This is a genomic window from uncultured Methanobrevibacter sp. (assembly GCF_902764455.1).
Taxonomy (GTDB): Archaea; Methanobacteriota; Methanobacteria; order Methanobacteriales; family Methanobacteriaceae; genus Methanocatella.
The window spans coordinates 5494-21819 of the sequence record NZ_CACWVY010000008.1 but is presented as its reverse complement, the minus strand read 5'-3'; the positions used below and the strand labels follow the sequence as shown (position 1 = coordinate 21819).

Sequence of the window (16326 nt, the reverse complement as noted above, 5' to 3'; positions counted from 1 at the left end):
TGATTATTCATTATATATTTCTCTGAACTTTTTAAGACTGTCATTGAACTTTTTGCGGGATGTTTGGCCTTCATAAAGTTCAATATCAGCATCACCCTTGAAATTCAGAGCTGCAGTTGATGAAATGGTGAGTATTTTTTTTACAGGTATGCCCAGAAACTTGAACATTTCAATTGGAAATGGAGTGTCTATTACTGTAACGTCAGGGAAAATCTCCCTGTAGTCTTTTGTCTCACGCGGATGGGTTTTGATAATCAAATCAGGATATTTTTCTACAAACTGCCTGTATATGGCAATTTCCTCATCATAATCTAAAAGGTCATCTTCAGACAGTGACTGGGTTAAAAGCAGTGTGGAGTTGTCTGTAAATTTATCATATATGTCTTGCATGTTAAAAAGCTCTAAAATCTGATTTTTTTCAGCGTCGCTTTTCTGCTGCCACAATGCTTCCACATCCATTATTTCAACCTTGCCCTTAATGATATCAGGATAGTTTTCTTTTGTCAGACAGATTTTATGGATATTTTCATGTGTTCCGAATCCCTGTTTGAAGAATTTAAAATAGAATCCGCAGAAATGGGCAAGACGGGGATACTTGAATTTGGTAGGTTTTTTCAGTTCATTGTAGTTTCCGAATCCGTCCTCAACAATTGCATTGTCAGGCCATGTATATAATGGAAATGAAAATTTGAGATGTCCGTGTCCGTATACCTTGACGTCACTGTTATGTGTTAGTGATGAAAGTTTGCGTTTTAGTTTTAATATCTCAAATACATGTCCCAGATTACCTGGAAGGTCCTTTGGTGAAAGGCTGATTGCTCTTCCGGATTTTTTGGAAAACTTTACATTTGTCTTTGGAAAGAAATAATGGTTGAAATTCTTTCTTATATCTTCCGGAATTCCTGTTGAAAAAACAAAATAATCAGATTGATTTATGCCGAATTTTATAAGGCTCAGCCAAAGGGTATATACTGTATCCACAACACATATTCTTATTGTTTTTCTGCTCATGATTTCCCTCTCAAATTTTACCTATTCATTATTATTTTTAGTTTTTATTGTTATATATTTAATTTGGAATTGAATAGAAATTTAATATAAAAAAATATAAACAAATAAATACATTAAAATAAAGAAATTATAATGTAGAAAAATATTCTACAATTGTTATAACAATTTTGGTGTTTAAAAATGAATAAAAAGATAGGTTTTATTTTAGTTATAGTCCTCGTATCTTTAATGATGCTAGGTTCTGTAAGTGCGGGCTTATTTGATTTTATGGGCGGTAACAATGCTAATAAAACCCAAAATGATGAAAGCACTTTTATCGTAGGTTTTGATGCAGAATTCCCACCATATGGATACAAAGATGACAATGGAAGCTATGTTGGTTTCGATTTAGATTTAGCAAAAGAAGTTTGTAAAAGAAATAACTGGACATTTGTAGCTCAACCTATTGATTGGGATGCAAAGGACGCTGAAATCGATTCCGGATCTATTGACTGTATTTGGAACGGATTTACCATGGACGGCAGGGAAAAAGATTACACCTGGTCTGACCCTTACTTTGATAACAAACAGGTATTCGTTGTAAAATCAGACTCCGGTATTAATTCAATTTCAGGTTTAAAAGATAAAATTGTTGAAACACAAAAAGATTCATCTGCATTGGCTGCTCTTCAAGGCGGAAACAAAACTATTGCAGATACATTTAAAACCTTAAATCAGGTAGCTGATTATAATACTGCATTCATGGACCTTGAATCAGGTGTATGTGACGCAGTAGCTATGGACAGTGGTGTTGCAGAATACCAAATCCATCAGAAAAACGGCACCAGTTTCAGTATTTTAAATGAATCTATGACAACAGAAAAATACGGTATCGGATTTAAAAACGGAAACACTGATTTAAGAGATAAAGTACAAAAAACATTAGACGAAATGTTTGCAGACGGTACTGTAAAAGAAATCGCTTCAAAATACGGTATTTCTGAAGATGCTTTAATCCACAAATAAGTTGATTAGTTAAGAGGGGAGAATTTATAATATGATATTATCTACAGTAATTGAACAGTTACTAGGAGGTATGGTTACCTCTATTGAGATATTTCTATTAACTCTCTTATTCTCTCTTCCTTTAGGTTTGGCTATAGCCGCAGGGAGAATGAGTAATTTTGCACCTTTAAGGTGGTTAATGAAGTTATATATCTCAGTCATGAGAGGTACACCATTGATGCTGCAGTTGATTGTTGTATTTTTCGCACCGTATTATGTATTTGGAATTAATCTTTCAGCCGATTATAGATTTATTGCGGTAATCATTGCATTTACAATTAATTATGCGGCTTACTTTGCTGAAATCTATAGGGGAGGAATCGAATCTATTAACAGTGGACAATATGAAGCTGCTCAAGTATTGGGTTATAGTAAGGTTGAAACATTCTTTATTATTATCATGCCTCAGGTGTTCAAGGTTATTCTTCCTTCAGTAACTAATGAAGTAATTACTCTTGTAAAAGATACTTCTCTATCATTTGTAATTGCAATACCTGAAATGTTTACAGTAGCAAAACAGATTGCAGCAGCAGATGCTTCAATTTCAGCATTGCTTGTAGCAGGTTTATTCTACTACTTATTCAACATCCTGGTTGCATTCGTAATGGAGCATATTGAAAACAGATTGGATTATTATGAATAGGGGGAGTATTTAATGAGTTTACTTGAAATTAAAAATCTTAAAAAAAGTTTTGGTGACAATGTAGTTTTAAAGGATATTTCCCTCAGTGTCGAAAAGGGTGAAGTATTGGCAATAATCGGACCTTCAGGTTCAGGTAAATCTACATTGCTTCGATGCATTACAGATTTGGAAGTGGAAGACAGCGGAGAGATTAATTTTAACGGAACATTCGGACTTGTTTTCCAGAATTTCAATTTGTTCCCGCATCATTCAGTAATGAAAAACATTACAAATGCACCGATTCGTGTGCAGAAAAGAGACAAGACAGAAGTATTCCAGCATGCAAGAAAACTCCTGGCTCAGATGGGTCTTGAAGATAAGGAAGATGCCTATCCGTGCGAGCTTTCAGGAGGTCAGCAGCAAAGGGTTTCAATTGCTAGAGCACTGGCAATGAATCCGGACATACTCTTTTTCGATGAACCTACCTCAGCGCTTGACCCTGAACTGACAGGTGAAATTTTAACTGTCATAAAGGATTTGGCTGCTCAGCACATGACAATGGTCATCGTAACTCACGAAATGGCCTTTGCACGTAACGTTGCAGATACAATCATCTTCATGGACGGAGGAGTGATTGTAGAGGAAGGATCTCCTGATGAAGTATTTTCATCAGATAACCAAAGAATGAAAGAATTCTTGGGAAAATTCTACGATTAAATTTTATAATTTAATCTTCTTTTTTTACATTTCAATACAATTTTCAATAACTATATTAAATATTGTGACTAAAATATTATCATTTACTCTTAGGTGTTGTAAATGAAATGTCCAAATTGTCAAAGTGAAAATTCAGATACAGCTAAATTCTGTAAGAAATGCGGAACTGCACTGAATACAGAGCCTGCACCTAATAGTCATGAAAGTATGGTTAAATCAATGAATGAACACAAGTCACAGAATAATAATACCAAAATTATTATTGTTGCTTTAGTGATTGTAGCTGTTGTTTTGGCAGGTGCATTCGTTTATATGTTTACTTCAGGAAATTCGGCCAGTAATTCTGCAAACCATGCGGATTCAGCATCTCAAAACACTTCCAAGGTAGACACATCAGATGACGATGAACCTGCAACTGCTTCTAAAACTTCAGACTCATCTTCATCCAAATCATCCAGTTCGTCAATGACTATTAAGGGAGGCAGTTTCTCTACTGGAAGTGCAGATGCAGACAAGACTTATGCGTCAATCAATGTTGGAAAAGAACATGCCGGTGAAAGCGTTATTGTTCAGATTTTCTATTCAAGGGACGGCAATTCCTTAAACAACGGTAATATGGTACCTGCACATGTGCATGATGACGGTTATCTGTACATTACCAGTGCTGATGCATATCTTTACTATCCGGATTATGCTACAATCAAATTATATGATTCAAACAGCAATCTTTTGGATACACAAAGTGTTTCCCTTGCAGCTACAAGCGGAACACAAACATTTTAAATCATATAATTCATTTTGGGGGTGTCCGATAATTTGTTAATTTTAAAATTTCCTTTTTTTATTTTATTTTTAAATCTACAATTATTTCATTCTTAATTATGAAATCTTTTATTAATTCGTTAATAATGTTTATATTTACATTTATACATTTTTTTCTTGTTTTATTAAGTTTAAATAGTTTTTAGTACATTAATGGCGTATGTTTGTGTATTAATATAACATAGTTTTTCTTTGTCTTAATCTTTTATTTAATTCATTTACAGTAATTTGCAATTCTTTTTTTATCATTTGGACTTTGTAATGTAATATGGGGTACTCATTCAAAATTTATCATCCGTACTGGCTTAAAATATATAATCAACAGATAAACTATCAGGTCATGGTAAATTATAATTATGAGAGATAACAAAATTAATTGTGATAATTTTTAAATAATAAAAATATATGAGTTGATTAAAATGCCAAATGCACTTAATGTAAATCCTGCAATGATAAAATGGGCTAGAAAGGATGCTGGATTTTCATTAGATGAATTGCCAGGTTATCTAAAAGATGCTGAAAAATGGGAAACTGGTGAAAAGGTTCCTACATGGACAGATTTAAGAAACATGGCAAAAAAATACAAAAGACCATCATTCTTTTATTTCCTTTCAAAACCTCCTATTGATAATGATGATTTTATTGAATTTAGATCTGATGAAAAAATAGAAGAGTTTAGCCCTGAATTAAGATTAGAGATTAGAAAAGCGAAATCCAGAAGAAATGCATATATCAGAATTCATGAAGATATGGGCATACCGATACCAAACTTCAAAAAACATGTTTGCAATGAGAAAAATCCTATTAAATTAGGTCAATATATTAGGGAATATCTAAATGTTGATTTCGAAACACAACAAAAATGGATATTAAATAATAACGGAAATCGCGATGGAACTCATAAAAGTTTCTTAGACCATTGGAAAGAAGTTTGTTTTGATTTAGGGATATTAGTATTTGAAACAAATGGGGTCTTGGAATCCGAAATAAGTGGATGTTCAATTTATTATGACTATTGTCCAATTATATTGCTTAACGGTAAAAATTATCATAATAGAAGAATTTTCACATTAATGCATGAGTTAGCTCACTTAATACAAGGAACTAGCGCCATATGTGATGTGGATAAGCATAACAAAAAAGAAGCATTTTGCAATAATGTTGCTGCTGAGATACTAATGCCTCAGGATACATTTAAAAACCTTCATTTATTCACAAAAAATAAACATGAATTAAAAGTCGCTAGACTATCTAATATTTATGGAGTTAGTAAACAGAGTATTGTTTACAAGTTAAATAATAGCGGTTTTATCGATGATGGATTAAAAAATGAATGGATTATAAAGATTGAAAGTGATAATCAAATAATGAGGGAAAAAGATGCTGAAAGGAGAAGGAATAGTGAACCTCATATTTCAACAATTTCCATGAAAAGAAAACAGGATGGTGCTTCATACACAAGATTAATTCTGGATGCTTATGATAATGACATAATTACTTCCACCCAGGCAATGAGATATTTGGATACATCTTTAGATAAAATAAAAGGTTTGGACTTGGAGATTAGGGGGTAATGAGTTATGCAATATGTTTTTGACACAAATATTTTAATTGACATGCATGAGAATTATTTCCCTACAGTATTCGATACAGTTTGGGATAAAGTAAAGGAATTAATCGATGATGGAACTATGGTTTCCATTACTGAAGTAAAATTAGAATTAAAATCCGAACCTATTAAAAATCATTGGTTAAATATCGAATCCCAATGTAATGAAACATTATTTAAGGAATTGCTTAATGGTGAAGAAGAATGCATCCCATTAATTGAAGCGTTGCCAATTTATAAAGAAGAATTTCGAAGAAACCGTATTGTCACTTCTCTTGAAAATGAATGGGGAAATTATGCAACTGTTGTTGCTGATCCATGGCTCATTGCTTATGGTTGGAAAAATGGTGCAGTGGTTGTTACTAATGAAAAACCAACAAAAAAACATAATATTCCACATGTCTGTGATGAATTGGGAGTGGGACATGTTAATCTAAGACAGTTTTTTGAAGACAATAATATTAAATTTTAAAGTATGTTCTTTTTTAAAATTAGAAATGAAATATTTCATTTCTAAAACCTTTAATTATTTATGTTACATTTTTCTGGGATTATTTTCTATTTGGGAGTGTCCGATAATTATTAGATTTTCAAATCTCCCATTTTATTATTTTATTTTTAAATCTATAATTATTTCATTCTCAATTACGAAATTTTTTATTAATTCATCGATAATATTTATATTTACATTTCTACGTTTTGTTTTTTCTTGTTTAATTAAATTTAGAATAGTTTTTACCACATTAACGATTGTATGTTTGTGTATTTTTTTAAAATTGAAACAAATAAATTATATAAATCACAAAAAAGTAGATTGTGAAGTGAATTTATTTTTATTAGTTTGTGTTGTTGTATGTTTAATAATTATGAATTTCTTCACATATGAATATAACTCTTTTTATGCAAAAATAAAGATATTCTGTTTAGTTTTAAATAAAATAAAACATTTTAAACAAGAATTGATTCACGGATATGAACTTGAATATTTCAACTGAAAAATTATAATAAAATTAGTAGATTAGATTAATCTTTAATTAAACTGATGATCAATAGGCATTAAGCCCATTTTCTGCAAGGAGTTGTTAAAATGAGCAATACTTAATAAAATACTCGAAATTAATCTTCAAATCTAGAATAAAGATTTCAAGTGTATTAAAAGTATCACTCAATTATCGGACACTCTCCTTTTTTTCTTTTTTTACAAATATTTAAATCAGGTCAGACAAATTATTAATCAATGACTAAAATTTCAGTTATAATGCCGGTTTTTAATGAGGAAAGATATATTCGAAAAGCAATTGAAAGCGTTTTAAGCCAGTCATTAACTGATTTTGAATTGATAATTGTCAATGACGGCTCAACAGATTCCACTTTGGATATAATAAATAGCTTCAATGATGATAGAATCATACTGATTAATCAGCAAAATCAGGGTCCCGGAGCATCTAGAAACAATGCATTAAAGATTGCCGGAGGTGATTATGTGATGTTTTTAGACGGTGATGACTTTTATTTAAGGGATACTTTAAAAACTGCTTACGGAGAGATAAGCTCAAAGGACTGTGACATTTCTATTTTTCAAATCATAAAGTATGACGGTGATGGCTACTCCGAAAACAGCTGGTTTAATCTGGACAATTTTCCTGAGGAATTTGAGACAAGAGTATTCAATCCTCATGACTGCAGAGACTTTCTATTTGATATATCTGTAAGTGCCGCTCAAAAGATATTCAGAAGGGACTTTCTTGAAAATATAAATGCAAAGTTTCCTGAAGGCATCTATTTTGAGGATATGCCATTTTTCTTTTACACATTTTTAAAAGCGAAGAGGGTTTCAATTATAAAAAGGCACTTGTATGTCAGAAGAAAGCATGAGGGATCAATAACTGAGTCTGTTGACAGCAAGTTTCTAGACACCGTTCCTGCAGGACAGATATTAATGGACATTTTTATTGAAAATGGGTGGTATGATATATATTTATTTGACCTGCTTGCCTTCAAAATCAATGGTCCTCGATATGCTTTAATGGGCATTGAAGAAAAATACAAAGAAAGTTTATATCTATTAATTAAAAAAGACTACGAATCAATTAAATTATCCTCATATTATAATGACTATCTTGAAAATCTGGGACCTGTAAAAAGGAAATTTTTTAAAGACATTTTAAAGTCAGATGACTATCAGGAATTCAAAACCCTGAACCAGACAAACTCTTCGCCTGCAAAATAGCTGACTTCTATTGATGTAAGGCTTATTAATGCAGATATCCCACAGACCTCAAGGGGTGCAAAGACAAAAAAGCACGCAAGCATCAGTATCTCAACTATATAAAATACTATTCTTGAATTGCTGATTGGAATATAGCTTAAAACTCCCAAAAGAACAGGAGTTAAAATTATAGCTAAAATATAGAGTATTGACAGTTCAAGGCTAATCATGGAATAAATCGGTTTTGAAAGTAAAATCATGAAGAGATACATCTCAAGAACTGTTAAAAAGAAACCCTGAACTCCTCCACAGATTGCCTGTGCCAGAGTATGTTTTTTAAGAAGAACCCTTGACCATATTACAAGAGGATATAAAATTCCAAAAACAGCACCAACAGGACCTAAAAGCAATATCAGTGCAGCAACCGGACCGCTCAGACCGGTAGTGTGAACGCTTATTTTCCATTTTGATGTAATCACCAATACTACACCTGTATTTACTGAGTAGCATAAAAACAGGATTGTCAGGAAATTACCTGCATCAAGTGCAATACAGGTTAAAAATCCGATAAAATATGAAATAATTCCTACAATAAGGGGCATGTACCTGTCCTGGCGATTGGAAATGTCATGATCTGTATTCAGTTTTTTAGCCCAGAAAACAATGATTAAAATAGGCAATACTGATGCAAAAACTATTGAAATTGCCTCCATGGTTATGAATTTATTTATATCAAACACGCCGTTTTCAAATGACAGTACATAACATATTATTAAAAAAAGAGGAACTGTAATGATTGGAGGCTGTGTAAAATCAGATATCCTTTTTGCAATTTTCAGTTTTTCCATATAATTATTTATAGGACATTTGAATTAATAAGTATTATGAAAGTAAATCTAAAACCAAGAGCAATGATGTATCCCTCACCTGCGGTTGTTGCAAGCGCATATGATGAGGATGGAAATGCGGACTGCTGTACACTGGCATTTGCCACAATGTGTTCCCATCACCCTCCGGCAATAATGATTGCAATCAACTCCACACTTAAAAGAAAGACCCTTAAAAGCATTCTCTACTCAAAAGAGTTCTGTGTCGGATTTCCCGATATCTCTCAGGTAAGCGAGGCAGACTATATGGGAATAGCTTCAGGTTATGATACAGACAAAGTTAAAGATGTTGGCTACACTACAAAAAAGGCAGAATTGGTCAATGCACCTGTCATCAATGAATTCAAGGCATCTGTTGAATGCAGGACTATGAATGTTGTTAACATCGGAAGCCACACTCAAATTACTGGTGAAATCGTCAACATCCAGGCGGATGAGGAAATTTTAAACGATAAAAATAAAATTGATTTTGATTTGTTAAATCCGATTGCGTGGGATGACGTGTCACACAGCTACTACAGCATGGGTGAAAAAATAGCTGACGGCTTTAAAACAGGTCTTAAATTCAAATAAAAAAAAGATGGTTTAAACTATGTATAAGTTTAAACCGGGTTGAAAAATATATTGAAAACACCGTCTGTAAATTTGTTTAAATATACTGTTACGATATCTCTTGACAGTATAAATACTGTTATTGCGGTTAATATTAATGAGAGTACTATTGATATGGTTGGTGAAGAAATCATAGTCGGCCAGACTGGTTTGAATGTGTAATATATGAATGGATGCAGTACGTATATTGCCATGGAATTTCTTCCAAGTTTTGTCAGGAAACATTCCCTGTTTGTCATGACTCTGTTCAATATAATAACCCACATTATTTCCAGTACAAGAACTATGAATTTTTTAATGGCTTCATATAATAGATTTCCTGCGTATGGTGTCTTAAATACGAAGAATTTACCGTTGAATTTAATGGTTACTACTATGGTGGCCAAAATCACAAGAACTGTAATTATATAGAAGTACTTATCGTAAAATGCATAGAGTTTGGAATGTGCCTTTGAAAAGTATTCCTTATAGCTGTTGAAATAGAAACCTAAGAGGAATATCGGCAGGTATGAAAATGTACGTGATACTGCAAGCAGGTTTGGATGTACATCATATATTCCGACGAAGACTGCTGCTATCAGTGCTATAATGAGAGGATATTTGAGCTTGTCGAGAATAGGCAAAAGCATTTTCATTGCAAAAAGCGCAATTAAAAACCACATGGCCATACTTGACTGAAGGAATATCATTGCCCAATTTGTTGATCCAAGATAGACAAAACGGAAAACTTCAATCAACAAACAGAATAGGAAATATGGTACCATCAGCCTTTTGAAACTCTTTATAGGTTGATCGGCTGCGATTTTAGAAAAATATCCTGCAACAAAAAAGAACACAGGCAGGTCTATCATAAAGAAAAATCTTGAAATAAAAAATGGGTTCATGACATCCAAATAATCCAGATGGCCTAAAACAATCAGAATGATGGCCAGACCTTTCAGATTATCATATTTGTTAATTCTAACTTTTGTTGTCATACACTATTTATTTATGAAATAAATTACATTTATATATAACGGCATTGTTGCAACTGCAATAGTTGTCAATGCAACAGTTTATATAGTATAAGAATATAATAATATGTTATGAAATCATTAGTGACATATTACTCAAGATCAAACATTACAAAAAAGCTTGCAGAAAAAATAGCAGGCAAAACCAATTCGGATATTGAAGAAATCATATCCAATGTAAAGTATGAAGGAAAAATAGGTTATGCCCGCGCAGGAAAAGATGCAATGACAGAAAAGATTATAGATATAAAATCATTGAAATTCGACCCTGCAGAATATGACATGGTCTATATAGGAACACCTGTATGGGCAGGCAAGGCTGCATCTCCGGTAATAACATACTTGAAAATGAACGAAGGAAAATTCACCAACGTCAAATTCTTTGCAACTGCAGGAAGCAGCGGATTTGAATCCACATTTAAACAGATGGAAAAGAAATCAGTAAAACCATTAAAAACATTAAGCCTTACAACCAAACAAGTCAAAAATGATGATTATGATTTGGATTCATTCATAGAGTGAAATCATGAGTTTGGAAGATTTAAAAGAGATTGACGCAACTGAACTTCCCGTTGCAAAACTCATCATGCTGATTGCAAGAGGATACACCATATACATCAACCATAATCTCACAGATTTGGACATAAATTCAACACAGATACAGCTTTTGTTTGAAATATCTAATCACTGCAACATAAATCAGGAACAAATATCTCAAAGATGCAGCATGAACAAGGGAGCCGTTGCAAGGTCAATTAAAAAACTTGAAGACAAAGGATTGATTACACGAGAGATTGATGAAAACAACCGCCGCCAGAATAAGCTTTCACTTACAAAAAAAGGTGAGCAGACTCTGGCTCAAGCTATTGAAATATTAAACTGCTGGGAAGATCAGGTTATACTGGATGAAGGTTATGTTGAAAAGGAACTTCTTCAGAAAATTCTAAAGGAAATTGCTGTTAAAACAATGGAATTAAATAAGGGAGAGTATTAAAATGAGCAAAAGTAAAAATATTGAAATGATTACAGGAGATCCTAAAAAGGCTATTATCAAACTGGCCCTTCCTATGATGCTGTCAATGCTTTTAATCATGCTTTATAATATTGCAGACAGTATATGGGTAGCTGGTCTTGGGGCCGACGCCCTTGCCGCTATAGGATTCATTACACCATTATTTATGGTACTTGTCGGTCTTGGAAACGGAATAGGTGCAGGTGCAAATTCTCTGATTGCAAGAAGTATCGGTGCGAAAAATCATGAAGGTGCAAACAATGCCGCACTTCACGGAATTGTATTGTCAATAATTGTATCTTTGATATTCACAGTCTTAATTGAAGTGTTCATGATTCCTATCCTTGAGTTTATGGGTGCCGGAAACACAATAAGCTATGCTGCAGAGTACAGCTACATCATATTCGGATTCCTTTTAATCTTTGTATATTCAGGTGTTGCATCAGCAATATTCAGATCAGAAGGAGACATGAGACGTGCAACAATAGCTATTGCGGTTACAGCAATAATGAACATCATTTTAGATCCTATCTTTATTTATATATTGAACATGGGAATTTCAGGTGCCGCATGGGCTACAGTCTTTTCCGCAGCACTTTCATGTATCGTAATGAGCTACTGGATGTGGGGTAAAAGGGACTTGTACCTTGATTTGTCACTTAAAAACTTCAAATACTCTTCAAGAATAATGATTGACACACTTCAGGTTGCAATTCCTTCAACACTGGAAACCATTGTATTTTCCGCTCTTGCAATCCTTATAAACTCAATGCTTGTGATAGCTGCAAATTCAGATGCGGTAGCGGTATATACAGCTTCAATGAGAATTGTACAGTTATCCATGATTCCTTTAATAGGTCTTGGAACTGCAGTACTGACAGTTGCAGGTGTGGCATACGGGGCACATAACTATAAAAATCTCCAGACTGCCCATTCCTATTCAATAAGAGTAGGTTTTATAATATCAATCATCCTTGGTGCACTGATGTATATATTTTCAAGCCAGATTGCAGCACTCTTTTCCTATACCGATGCAAGTGCGGCACTGGCACCTCAGATTGCAACAGCAATATCAACACTTAGTCTCTTTGTTCTTGCAATCCCTCACGGTATAATGTCATCAATGGTATTTCAGGGTGTCGGAAAGGGAACATACTCACTTCTCATTACCCTTTTAAGGTCACTGATTCTGGAAACTGTATTTGCATATTTATTCTGCTTTATCTTCGGATGGGGAGTTGTGGGAATTTATGCTGGAGTTATTTTCGGTTGTTTTGTTGGAGGAACAGTCGGATACATCTGGGCGAAAATATTTATCAGAAGATTCAAGGAAATCTCTCTTAAAAAATACACTCACCATGAGGAATAATCCCTAAAGGATTATTCTTTTAATACTTTTTTTATTAAAAAATAATATTTTATTCTTTTATGCATTTTTAAATAAAAATTAATATATACAATATCCAACAATAATTATTATATATACAATTAAAGCATTTTTAATAATAGTTATTTTGGAAGTTTAAAATGAGTTTAAAACAAAGAATATTCTATCTGGATGAACTGAGAATGATTGCGATTCTAGCAGTTATCCTATGCCATGTAGACAGTTTCTATCCATACGTTACAACCAGTCTTAAAGTGGCAATACCTTACTTTTTAACCGAACTTGGAAGAATTGGTGTGCCGCTGTTTTTAATGATCAGCGGAGCGCTTCTTATTGGCAAGGATTATGATTTAGGATTTTTTTTAAAAAAGAGATTCAGCAGAATACTCGTTCCATTCATATTTTGGGTAATAGTTATTTCAGCCTATCAGTTCTATGTCCTCAAGACAAATCCTGTGGGTGTTCTTGACTGGGCATTGGGAAAAGGCGTTACATGGTATGTCTATGAACTGATTGGTGCTTATTTCATGATTCCAATTATAAACTCATTCATTAAGGAATATGGAGATAAGGCAGTCAAATATTTCCTGATATTATGGGCAGTGACACTCTTAATCCAAACATTCAATTACAATCCAATAGATCATTTTAAACTGGATTATTTTGCAGGATTTATCGGAACAATGGTTTTCGGTCATTATTTATATACCAAAAAGTTTAATTTATCCGACGGAGCAATGATTTTAATTGGAATTCTCTTGTTCATTGTTTTTTATGCAATAAACTGTGCAAATACATTTTATACTACATCTTCTTTTTCTTATCATTCAGTAGTTCCGGTACTGCAGGCTGCAGGTGTATTTCTGACATTCAGATATCTTTCTGAATATAAAAACAACAATCCAGGTTCATTTATAGGCAAAGTGCGCACAAAAATAGAGGACGGTGTGATTGGAAAAATAGTACTTTCCATCAGTACATGCAGCTATGCCATGTATTTTACTCATACAATTGTTTATATGACCTTAAGAAAATACCTGGAAGTCAGTTCACTGAAATTACTGCCTGTGCTCTTTATTGTAACTGTAGTTCTCTCATGGGCCATCGCATATGCAAGCAGCAAAATTCCTTATATATCAAAAGTCTGCGGTGTCAAGTAAACACATATATAATTACAATCATAATATACATATGGAGTTCATTGTAAACAACAAGATGTATTCAATAGTCAACCACGAGCTTTTCATTAACTATCTGATGGTTGACAGCTATTTCAGGGACAGTCATTCAAAATATGAATATGACATTACATTTGATTTTATCACACCTCTTCTGGAAAAGGAAAAAATAGAATTTAAAGATATCCTTGAAGGCACTAAAGTCCTAGAAGAGCTCATTGAAAAAGAGCAAATAAGTTTCATACCAAACGGCATTCAAATAGATGAGCATCTAAACGGAAACTTCAGAATAACCTATCAGGATATGGAATTTGTAAACGTTAATGTGGGAGAGGCAATTCCCCTGCTTATAGCACTGAACTCGCTTTTGACATACAAGCCAATCATCACGTTAATGCAGATAAAAGAGGAACTGGACTATTTTTTAGAAAAATTCAGAAGCTATTCTGAAGCTATCTGACGTTCAATTGGGGAGTTCTGTTTATAAAGCAGGTTGCTGTCTTTTTCCAGTAGCAGTTATTGCAGGTTTTACAGATTGTCTCGCCGTCACCTTCCAGCTGCCAGTCAACAAGAAAACTCGGATCAGCAACAAAAGGCCTTTGCATTGAAATAAAATCCACTTTTGTCCTGTTTAAAACATTGTTGATCTGCTTTTGTGTTTTGACTCCGCCTCCCATAATGACAGGAATGTCTACATTGTCAATGATGTCATTGCAGGCACTGGCGAGAAGACTTTTTTCATAATTTTCACGTGAAAAGTACTGAGGAGAGCGTGGACGTGTAATCTGAAGTGAATCAGCACCATTTTCTTCAAGCAGTTTGGCTATTTCAATAGTCTCATCAAGAGTCATTCCGCCCTTTTGGATGTCAAATGCATTTAATCTGCAGTTAATGTGCAAATCAGTAGTATCTTTAATAAGTTTAATAATCTGCAGGACAATCTTCAGGCGGCCGTAGGTATCTCCACCAAATTTATCTTCCCTTTTGTTAAAGTATGGACTAATAAATCTTGACAAAAAGTAATAGTTACCCAAAGCAAGTTGGATTCCGTCAAAACCGCCGTATGCTATTTTTTTGGCAGCTATAATATAATCAGTCTGAATCTTTCTTATGTCTTCAACTGAAACATCTTCAATTCTGATGTTCTGTTCTGTCTTTTTATTGAACTGGACAAATCCCAACTGTGCAAAAACAGGAACGTCATATACATGAACAAGGTCAGTCAAATCCTTTGCTTCCCTTACAAACTGAGGATAATCCATTGTAAGAGAATATTTTGAAAAAACATCCTTTTGATAAAGGGAAAACAGTTCAGTAATGATTAAACCGACACCGCTTGCAGCGATATTTTCATAACGGTTATATATCTCAGGTGTTAAATTGCCTGCACTTTCCCTTTGGGATTCCCACAGACCTGTTCTTACTATTCTGCTGTTTAGTTTTAAATCACCGAAATCAACATAATCAAATAAATCTTTCATATTTTATAATAGTTTTTAAGATATAAAAATTATTGCAAAAATTATTTTTATAGTTTGATGTGTAAAAAAAATAAAAAAAGAGTTAGGAAAAGTTATTTCCTAATTTAACTTCTTATAATAACATTAGAAAACTAACAATCAACACTAATAATAATGCAAGAATATTGTTTTCAGAATTATTGTCTAATTCAATATTTTTGCTTACATCATGTTTTTCATTAGATTCACTGGTATTTTGCTCATCACCGACACTTTGATAATCATTAAAATCATAATCCCCGGTTTCAATTGGGAAATCATAATTTTGAGCAGGAGCATATGAGGCCGCACCTAACATGCAGGTTGGCATGAATGAAGCACCTAAAACCATTGCATCATGATACATTATTTCATAAACTTCTTCAGTAGAATTGTAGTCTTCATCATCAGTTGCGTTATCAGTTTCATTATATTTATGATATTTATATGAAGATGAAGTAGCATATCCACATTTGTATACATAATAATGTTTCCAAGTGCCGTTAGTGTCATTTCCATCATAAGGATAATCAGCTGGATAATATCCTCCATTTTTAAGGAAGTCTAAATTATCATAGTAGTACAACCAGTCTTCATCATCCCAATCTTCCCAGTCTTCATCGTCTAGGTCGTCTTCGTCGTCGTAGTCTTCCCAGTCTTCATCGTCTAGGTCGTCTTCGTCGTCGTAGTCTTCCCAGTCTTCA

18 protein-coding genes are annotated in these 16326 nt (G+C 33.4%); 13 read left to right on the top strand and 5 right to left on the bottom strand.

The genetic code is table 11. The features are described from left to right. Positions 1–3 precede the first annotated feature (3 nt). On the bottom strand, positions 4–1011 hold the full coding sequence (locus QZU75_RS03010) for a glycosyltransferase family 52 (RefSeq protein WP_296881472.1): 1008 nt from the start codon (positions 1009–1011) through the stop codon (positions 4–6). A 180-nt stretch (positions 1012–1191) separates the two neighbouring features. On the opposite strand from QZU75_RS03010, the gene QZU75_RS03005 reads away from it, so the two are divergent. The 7 genes from QZU75_RS03005 (at position 1192) to QZU75_RS02975 (ending at position 8055) form a co-directional block, all read left to right on the top strand. Beyond that, complete coding sequence (locus tag QZU75_RS03005) at positions 1192–2016, top strand: amino acid ABC transporter substrate-binding protein (protein WP_296881471.1); 825 nt, start codon at positions 1192–1194, stop codon at positions 2014–2016. A gap of 31 nt (positions 2017–2047) precedes the next feature. Next, positions 2048–2698, top strand: a complete 651-nt coding sequence (locus QZU75_RS03000) for an amino acid ABC transporter permease (protein ID WP_296881470.1) — start codon at positions 2048–2050, stop codon at positions 2696–2698. 12 nt (positions 2699–2710) lie between these two features. Next, complete coding sequence (locus QZU75_RS02995) at positions 2711–3394, top strand: amino acid ABC transporter ATP-binding protein (protein WP_296881469.1); 684 nt, start codon at positions 2711–2713, stop codon at positions 3392–3394. Between the two features lie 102 nt (positions 3395–3496). Further along, on the top strand, positions 3497–4177 hold the full coding sequence (locus QZU75_RS02990) for a zinc ribbon domain-containing protein (RefSeq protein ID WP_296881468.1): 681 nt from the start codon (positions 3497–3499) through the stop codon (positions 4175–4177). 458 nt (positions 4178–4635) lie between these two features. Beyond that, positions 4636–5790 carry an ImmA/IrrE family metallo-endopeptidase gene (locus QZU75_RS02985; RefSeq protein WP_296881467.1) on the top strand — a complete coding sequence of 385 codons (1155 nt, stop codon included), beginning with the start codon at positions 4636–4638 and terminating at the stop codon, positions 5788–5790. Positions 5791–5796: 6 nt separating this feature from the next. After that, a complete protein-coding gene (locus QZU75_RS02980; RefSeq protein WP_296881466.1) occupies positions 5797–6297 on the top strand; it encodes a DUF4411 family protein in 501 nt (166 codons plus the stop codon). A gap of 765 nt (positions 6298–7062) precedes the next feature. After that, positions 7063–8055 (top strand): glycosyltransferase family 2 protein, encoded by a 993-nt coding sequence (locus QZU75_RS02975; RefSeq protein WP_296881465.1) that lies wholly within the window; start codon positions 7063–7065, stop codon positions 8053–8055. Here the strand turns inward: QZU75_RS02975 and QZU75_RS02970 are convergent. Next, positions 8007–8882, bottom strand: coding sequence for a hypothetical protein (locus tag QZU75_RS02970; protein ID WP_296881464.1), 876 nt, complete (start codon positions 8880–8882; stop codon positions 8007–8009). The two genes, QZU75_RS02975 and QZU75_RS02970, sit on opposite strands and share 49 nt — an antisense overlap. Positions 8883–8918: 36 nt before the next feature. On the opposite strand from QZU75_RS02970, the gene QZU75_RS02965 reads away from it, so the two are divergent. Beyond that, positions 8919–9494, top strand: a complete 576-nt coding sequence (locus QZU75_RS02965) for a flavin reductase family protein (RefSeq protein WP_296881463.1) — start codon at positions 8919–8921, stop codon at positions 9492–9494. 29 nt (positions 9495–9523) lie between these two features. Here the strand turns inward: QZU75_RS02965 and QZU75_RS02960 are convergent, their stop codons facing one another. Further along, on the bottom strand, positions 9524–10510 hold the full coding sequence (locus QZU75_RS02960) for an acyltransferase family protein (protein WP_296881462.1): 987 nt from the start codon (positions 10508–10510) through the stop codon (positions 9524–9526). A gap of 108 nt (positions 10511–10618) precedes the next feature. On the opposite strand from QZU75_RS02960, the gene QZU75_RS02955 reads away from it, so the two are divergent. From QZU75_RS02955 to QZU75_RS02935, 5 genes are all read left to right on the top strand, one after another. After that, on the top strand, positions 10619–11068 hold the full coding sequence (locus QZU75_RS02955; protein ID WP_296881461.1) for a flavodoxin: 450 nt from the start codon (positions 10619–10621) through the stop codon (positions 11066–11068). A gap of 4 nt (positions 11069–11072) precedes the next feature. Further along, complete coding sequence (locus QZU75_RS02950) at positions 11073–11540, top strand: MarR family winged helix-turn-helix transcriptional regulator (RefSeq protein WP_296881460.1); 468 nt, start codon at positions 11073–11075, stop codon at positions 11538–11540. A gap of 1 nt (position 11541) precedes the next feature. After that, positions 11542–12927: an MATE family efflux transporter gene (locus QZU75_RS02945; protein WP_296881459.1), complete on the top strand. Its 1386-nt coding sequence runs from the start codon at positions 11542–11544 to the stop codon at positions 12925–12927. Between the two features lie 158 nt (positions 12928–13085). Continuing rightward, positions 13086–14105: an acyltransferase gene (locus QZU75_RS02940; RefSeq protein ID WP_296881458.1), complete on the top strand. Its 1020-nt coding sequence runs from the start codon at positions 13086–13088 to the stop codon at positions 14103–14105. A gap of 31 nt (positions 14106–14136) precedes the next feature. Next, a complete protein-coding gene (locus QZU75_RS02935; protein WP_296881457.1) occupies positions 14137–14583 on the top strand; it encodes a hypothetical protein in 447 nt (148 codons plus the stop codon). On the opposite strand, the gene QZU75_RS02930 is transcribed toward QZU75_RS02935, so the two are convergent. Both QZU75_RS02930 and QZU75_RS02925 read right to left on the bottom strand, forming a co-directional pair. Further along, complete coding sequence (locus QZU75_RS02930) at positions 14576–15604, bottom strand: tRNA-dihydrouridine synthase (RefSeq protein WP_296881456.1); 1029 nt, start codon at positions 15602–15604, stop codon at positions 14576–14578. The genes QZU75_RS02935 and QZU75_RS02930 overlap by 8 nt on opposite strands. Positions 15605–15716: 112 nt before the next feature. Beyond that, positions 15717–16326: hypothetical protein (locus QZU75_RS02925; protein ID WP_296881455.1), on the bottom strand; the 610-nt coding region annotated here is incomplete at its 5' end.

Coding starts and splice junctions, on each gene's coding strand:
- QZU75_RS03010 (WP_296881472.1), bottom strand. CDS start 1,011: ATGAGCAGAAAAACAATAAGAATATGTGTTGTGGATACAGTATATACC.
- QZU75_RS03005 (WP_296881471.1), top strand. CDS start 1,192: ATGAATAAAAAGATAGGTTTTATTTTAGTTATAGTCCTCGTATCTTTA.
- QZU75_RS03000 (WP_296881470.1), top strand. CDS start 2,048: ATGATATTATCTACAGTAATTGAACAGTTACTAGGAGGTATGGTTACC.
- QZU75_RS02995 (WP_296881469.1), top strand. CDS start 2,711: ATGAGTTTACTTGAAATTAAAAATCTTAAAAAAAGTTTTGGTGACAAT.
- QZU75_RS02990 (WP_296881468.1), top strand. CDS start 3,497: ATGAAATGTCCAAATTGTCAAAGTGAAAATTCAGATACAGCTAAATTC.
- QZU75_RS02985 (WP_296881467.1), top strand. CDS start 4,636: ATGCCAAATGCACTTAATGTAAATCCTGCAATGATAAAATGGGCTAGA.
- QZU75_RS02980 (WP_296881466.1), top strand. CDS start 5,797: ATGCAATATGTTTTTGACACAAATATTTTAATTGACATGCATGAGAAT.
- QZU75_RS02975 (WP_296881465.1), top strand. CDS start 7,063: ATGACTAAAATTTCAGTTATAATGCCGGTTTTTAATGAGGAAAGATAT.
- QZU75_RS02970 (WP_296881464.1), bottom strand. CDS start 8,882: ATGGAAAAACTGAAAATTGCAAAAAGGATATCTGATTTTACACAGCCT.
- QZU75_RS02965 (WP_296881463.1), top strand. CDS start 8,919: ATGAAAGTAAATCTAAAACCAAGAGCAATGATGTATCCCTCACCTGCG.
- QZU75_RS02960 (WP_296881462.1), bottom strand. CDS start 10,510: ATGACAACAAAAGTTAGAATTAACAAATATGATAATCTGAAAGGTCTG.
- QZU75_RS02955 (WP_296881461.1), top strand. CDS start 10,619: ATGAAATCATTAGTGACATATTACTCAAGATCAAACATTACAAAAAAG.
- QZU75_RS02950 (WP_296881460.1), top strand. CDS start 11,073: ATGAGTTTGGAAGATTTAAAAGAGATTGACGCAACTGAACTTCCCGTT.
- QZU75_RS02945 (WP_296881459.1), top strand. CDS start 11,542: ATGAGCAAAAGTAAAAATATTGAAATGATTACAGGAGATCCTAAAAAG.
- QZU75_RS02940 (WP_296881458.1), top strand. CDS start 13,086: ATGAGTTTAAAACAAAGAATATTCTATCTGGATGAACTGAGAATGATT.
- QZU75_RS02935 (WP_296881457.1), top strand. CDS start 14,137: ATGGAGTTCATTGTAAACAACAAGATGTATTCAATAGTCAACCACGAG.
- QZU75_RS02930 (WP_296881456.1), bottom strand. CDS start 15,604: ATGAAAGATTTATTTGATTATGTTGATTTCGGTGATTTAAAACTAAAC.